Origin of the sequence: Pseudochrobactrum sp. AO18b, assembly GCF_000409565.1 — a bacterium.
GTDB lineage: Bacteria > Pseudomonadota > Alphaproteobacteria > Rhizobiales > Rhizobiaceae > Pseudochrobactrum > Pseudochrobactrum saccharolyticum.
Genome location: NZ_ANNO01000268.1, coordinates 1 through 5575 on the forward strand (window position 1 = coordinate 1; position 5575 = coordinate 5575).

Here is a 5575-nt window from a genome sequence, read left to right on the forward strand (position 1 = left end):
GAACAGCTCCCGTCCCATACCAAAATGATTACGGGTAAGATCAGGTGTTTCAATATTGCGCGATTGCAATTCATCCCCGCTCAGCAAGACAGACAGGGTGCCTTGCACGGCATCAAGACGGATAATGTCGCCTTCCTGAATTTTCGCAATCATACCATTATCAAGGGCTTCCGGTGTGACATGAATGGCGGAAGGCACTTTGCCGGATGCACCGGAGAGACGGCCATCGGTCACAAGTGCCACGCGCTGTCCGCGATCCTGCAAAATGCCAAGCACAGTCATCAGCTTGTGCAGTTCCGGCATACCATTGGCCTTCGGGCCTTGATAGCGGACAACGGCGATGAAATCACCTTCGAGTTTGCCTGCCTTGAAAGCATCCTGCATTTCCGACTGATCGTGGAAGATTTTCGCAGGCGCTTCAATCACATGGCGATCCGGTTTGACGGCAGAGACTTTAATGATCGCGCTGCCAATATTGCCGCTCAGCACTTTAATGCCGCCATCCGGCTGGAAAGGCGCATTGGCTTTGGCCAGAACTTTTGCATCAGCACTCACTTCAGGGGCAGGGTTGCGTGCAATCGTTCCATCTGGATTGAGCGCCGGTTCAATCGTATAGTCGCGTAAGGTTTCGCCCCAGACGGTACGCACATCTTCGTGCAGCAGTCCGGCATCCAGCAATTCACGGATCAGATAGCCCATGCCGCCCGCTGCATGGAAATGGTTCACATCAGCCAGTCCGTTCGGATAGACGCGGGCAAGCAGCGGCACAGCAGCCGAAATATCGGATATATCCTGCCATGTCAGTTTGATGCCTGCGGCTGCGGCCATGGCTATCAGATGGATGGTGTGGTTGGTGGAGCCGCCGGTGGCATTGAGGCCGACAACACCATTAACGAAAGAGCGCTCATCCAGCATCGCGCCGACCGGCGTATAATCATTGCCGCAAGCGGTGATCTGCAAAGCGCGTTTGGCGGCTTCCTTGGTCATCGCATCGCGCAACGGGGTATTCGGATTGATAAAAGATGAACCCGGAATATGCAGTCCCATGATTTCCATCAGCATCTGATTGGAATTGGCTGTGCCATAGAATGTGCAGGTGCCGGGGCCGTGATAGGATTTGGACTCGGATTCCAGCAATTCTGCACGGCCGACCTTGCCTTCCGCATAAAGCTGGCGGATACGGGCTTTCTCATCATTCGGCAGGCCGGATGTCATAGGCCCTGCCGGAATGAAAATCGCAGGCAAATGACCAAAGGTGAGGGCGCCGATCACCAGCCCCGGTACGATCTTGTCGCAAACACCGAGATAGACGGCAGCGTCAAACATATCATGGGACAGGCCAACGGCAGTGGCCATGGCAATAACATCACGGGAGAACAGCGACAGTTCCATGCCCGCAAAACCTTGCGTAACACCGTCACACATGGCAGGCACGCCACCGGCCACCTGCGCAATGCCGCCTGCTTCACGCGCTGCCTGTTTGATAAGCTGCGGAAAAGTCTCAAATGGCTGATGCGCGGAGAGCATATCATTATAAGCGGAGATAATGCCGATATTGAGCAGCTGATCGCCTGCCAGTCCTGCTTTGTCGGAAGGGCCGCAGGCCGCAAAACCATGAGCCAGATTGGCGCAGCCAAGTGCAGTACGTACAGGCTTTCGTGATGCAGCTTCACTGATGCGCCCCAGATAGGCTTCACGGGTCGGGCGGGAGCGCTCGATAATCCGGTTGGTGATCGCCTGCAGGGTGTGATTCACGGTCATTTCAGTCTCCCGTACCGGTCAGAAACCGGTCATGCGCATTAATATTTAAACCGATTTAATGGCAGTTTAATATACGGAAAATAAGTATAGCGAAAGAGTGGAAAAAGGCTGATGCGTCTATAAAGCGCACGGGAATGGACGGGGAGAAAAGGGTGTGCACTCCGGCTCATTCTCCGGCCGTATATCATCGGAGAATGAGCGGATAATGCAGTAATCGCTTTGGATTTATGGTGCCCAGTAAAGCTGTACGGCTTGTTTTGCATGGGCAAAAACGGCGCGTACGGGCATCAGATTAATATCTGCTTCGCTGAAGTCGCTGGCCAATGCTTCTTCCAGAACAGCCAGTTTCTTCTGCCCTTCAATATGCAGGATCAGCAGATCGGCATTTGCAATCACCGGCAGGGTAAGGGTCAGACGCGGTTCGCCTGCGCCTTCAGCCTGCATTGGCAGCACAACAGCACGGGTTGTCGGATCAATGGCCTGATCCAGCCTGCTGCCGCCGCGGAAGAAAGAGGCGGTATGGCCGTCATTGCCCATGCCGAGAACCACGACGTCAAAGGGTTTCGGCAATGCATCAATGCGGTTTGCAGCAGTGACCGCAGCAACACTGGCTGTCTGGGCAGGAATATAAAGGCTGACAAAAACGGCCTGCGCCGCCTTGTTTTGCAAAAGATGTTCGCGCGCCAGTTTCTCATTCGAACGGTCATTGTCCGGCGCTACAAAACGTTCATCGACAAGAGTAATCGTAACCTGTTTCCATGCCACATCCTGCATGGAGAGCGCCTCAAACAATTGTACCGGCGTTGTACCGCCGGATACAGCGAGTACGGCCTGTCCTTTGGCCGCGACTGCTTTATTCAGTTGATCCGCGATTGTTCCGGCTAATTGCAGTGCCAAAGCGGATGGCTCTGCAAAATCATGCCTTTCAATATTGGTTATGTCACTCTCCATCAATGTTTCTGCGCCTTTACACCCCTATGTGGGGTGTGGCGCAGTCATTTTGTATCTTTATACAGAATACCGCCCCAGACGGTATTCATTTCCTGCCTTTTTAGCGGTGCTCCGGCCTCAATTTTTATTACGGTTATTGTATCCCCAGTCTCGTCAGAGACTGTCATGCCCCCGTCTCGTAAGAGACAGTCATAAGAAGATCCTCGTAAGAGACAGTCATAAGCAGCATCTCTTACGAGACTGTCGTGCCCCCCAGTCTCGTAAGAGACAAATATGGGAAGAGTCTCGTCAGAGACTATCATGCCAAGTGCGGCCGTCACGCTCGATCAGGGCGATAGAACCGGAAGGCCCCCATGTGCCGGATGTATAGCCCTGAACTTTCTGTTCATTGCTCTCCCAGGCTTCCAGAATAGGGTCGATCCAGCGCCATGCAGCTTCAACCTCATCGCGGCGCATGAACAGCGTCTGGTTGCCGCGCACGACGTCCATAATCAGCCGCTCATAGGCATCCGGATTGCGTTCGTCAAAAGAATCCGCAAAGCTCATATCCAGCGGAATATGACGCAGACGCATACCACCCGGACCCGGATCTTTAATCATGATCCACTGTTTCACACCTTCGTCCGGCTGCAGGCGGATGACCAGCTGATTGGCAATAATCTGCCCCGCACTGCTTTCAAAAATCGAATGGGGAATAGGTTTGAATGTCACCACGATTTCTGAAACGCGTTCGGCCAGTCTTTTGCCGGTGCGCAGATAAAACGGCACATTTGCCCAACGCCAGTTGCCGATCTCGGCTTTCAGCGCCACAAAGGTTTCCGTATTGCTGGTAGTGCTTTCCAGATCATCGAGATAGGATTTAACCGGTCCGCCTGCAGAAGCACCGGCGCGATACTGGCCGCGTACAGTATTTTCCTGCGCATTGTCGGCGGTAATAGGTGTGAGCGAGCGCAGCACTTTAACTTTTTCATCATGCACTGCATCGGCTTCCAGTGAAGCCGGTGGCTCCATAGCGACAAGGCACAATAATTGCAGAATATGGTTCTGCACCATATCACGCAGCGCACCGGCTGTGTCGTAATAGCCTGCACGCCCTTCAAGTCCGACAGCTTCGGCTACGGTAATCTGCACATGATCAATATGGGCGGAGTTCCAAAGCGGCTCATAAAGCGCATTGGCAAAACGCAGCGCCATCAGATTTTGCACGGTTTCTTTGCCGAGATAATGGTCGATACGGAAAATCTGGTCTTCGCGGAAAACACTGCCGATCGTGTCATTGAGGATTTGCGCGGATGCCAGATCACGGCCAATCGGCTTTTCAACGACGATGCGCGTATGATCGCTGATGAGATCATTGCTCTGCAAACGCTGGGCAATATCACCGAACAGGCTCGGGCTGACAGCAAGATAAAAAGCGCGGATATCCGCCGGTTTGGTCTTGATGAGCTTTTTCAGTGCAGGCCAGCCCTGATCGGACTTGGCATCAACTGCGACATAGGAGATACGCTGCAGAAACTGTTCGATCTGCTCTTCATCAATCTCGTCTTTTTTGACATGTTCATGAATGGCATTGCGGGCAAATTCACGATATTCGGCATCGCCCATTTCACTGCGGGATGCACCGATAATACGGGTCGGTTCGCTGAACTGTCCGGCACGCTGGCGCTGGTATAATGCGGGGATCAGTTTACGTTCGGCAAGATCGCCTGAACCGCCGAAAACGATGCAGTCAAAGGGCTCTACCGGAATTGTCTGGCTGGTCATGAACCTGTCTCTTTATTCGCGTTTTCCTGATGAGTTCATAGAATATCTCAGGATATGGAGAGAAAGTGGTGGGATTTGGTCCGGGAACGGAACGATGGTCGAAGCAGTGATTTGCATTATAATCTAGCGAAATAACAGCGTTGACAATAGTGACTTTTTAAATCGATTTAATAAATCAATTTAAAAATGTTAATTTTACGGATAATTATGCCTGAGCAAACAGAAAACCGGCGCTTTCTCCTGCAAGATTCCCTTAAGCCCTGAAATGCTTTATGCATTGGGATGACTGATTTGCATTGTAATGAAAGTTTCTGGAGAAGAGTATGGCACGATTGAAAGATAAAGTGGCTATTGTGACCGGTGCCGGTTCTGGCTTTGGTGAGGCAATTGCCCGTCGTTTTGCGCTGGAGGGCGCGAAAGTAACCGTTGCCGATATTAATCCGAAACGCGCCAATGATGTTGCAAGCTCAATCGGTAAAAGTGCTGTGCCGCTTGCTGTGGATGTATCGCGGAAAGATGATGTTGAGCGGCTGGTCGGGGTGACGCTGCAGCAATTCGGTCGTCTTGATATTATGGTCAATAATGCCGGTTTTGCTTATAAAAACATGCTGCTGACTGATGTGCCGGAAGATAGTTTTGATCTGATTACCGCTGTGAATATGAAGGCGCTGTATCTGTCCACGCTGGCAGTTGTGCCGGTGATGCGTAAGCTGGGCGGCGGTGCGATTATCAATACAGCGTCCATCGGTGCACAGCATCCGCGTAAAGGTCTGACCTGGTATAATGCATCCAAAGGCTGGGTGATGAGCGCGACGAAATCCATGGCGCTGGAACTGGCCGATGATAAAATCCGCGTTAATGCAATTTGTCCGGTGGAGAGTGAAACCGAAACGCTGAAACTGATCCTCGGTCAGGATACGCCGGAAGCCCGCGAAGCGCTCAAAGCTTCCATTCCTCTCGGCCGCTTCTCTAAGCCGGATGATATTGCCAATGCCGCTCTGTGGCTGGCGAGTGATGAAGCTGCATTTGTCACCGGTACATCTGTTGATGTGGATGGCGGCTATAGCCTGTAAAATAAAAACAGCCCGCCGGTTATGTG

At 52.2% G+C, this 5575-nt stretch carries 4 protein-coding genes; 1 reads left to right on the forward strand and 3 read right to left on the reverse strand.

The features are described from left to right. From edd to zwf, 3 genes are all read right to left on the reverse strand, one after another. The coding region (edd, locus tag A918_RS0111265) for a phosphogluconate dehydratase (RefSeq protein WP_022711167.1) at positions 1 to 1761 on the reverse strand (1761 nt) is incomplete at its 3' end. A gap of 225 nt (positions 1762 to 1986) precedes the next feature. Beyond that, complete coding sequence (gene pgl, locus A918_RS0111270) at positions 1987 to 2712, reverse strand: 6-phosphogluconolactonase (RefSeq protein WP_022711168.1); 726 nt, start codon at positions 2710 to 2712, stop codon at positions 1987 to 1989. A 288-nt stretch (positions 2713 to 3000) separates the two neighbouring features. After that, positions 3001 to 4476: a glucose-6-phosphate dehydrogenase gene (zwf, locus tag A918_RS0111280; protein ID WP_022711170.1), complete on the reverse strand. Its 1476-nt coding sequence runs from the start codon at positions 4474 to 4476 to the stop codon at positions 3001 to 3003. 323 nt (positions 4477 to 4799) lie between these two features. Between zwf and A918_RS0111290 the strand changes: the two genes are divergently transcribed. Continuing rightward, a complete protein-coding gene (locus A918_RS0111290) occupies positions 4800 to 5549 on the forward strand; it encodes a glucose 1-dehydrogenase (RefSeq protein WP_022711172.1) in 750 nt (249 codons plus the stop codon). Positions 5550 to 5575: the final 26 nt, after the last annotated feature.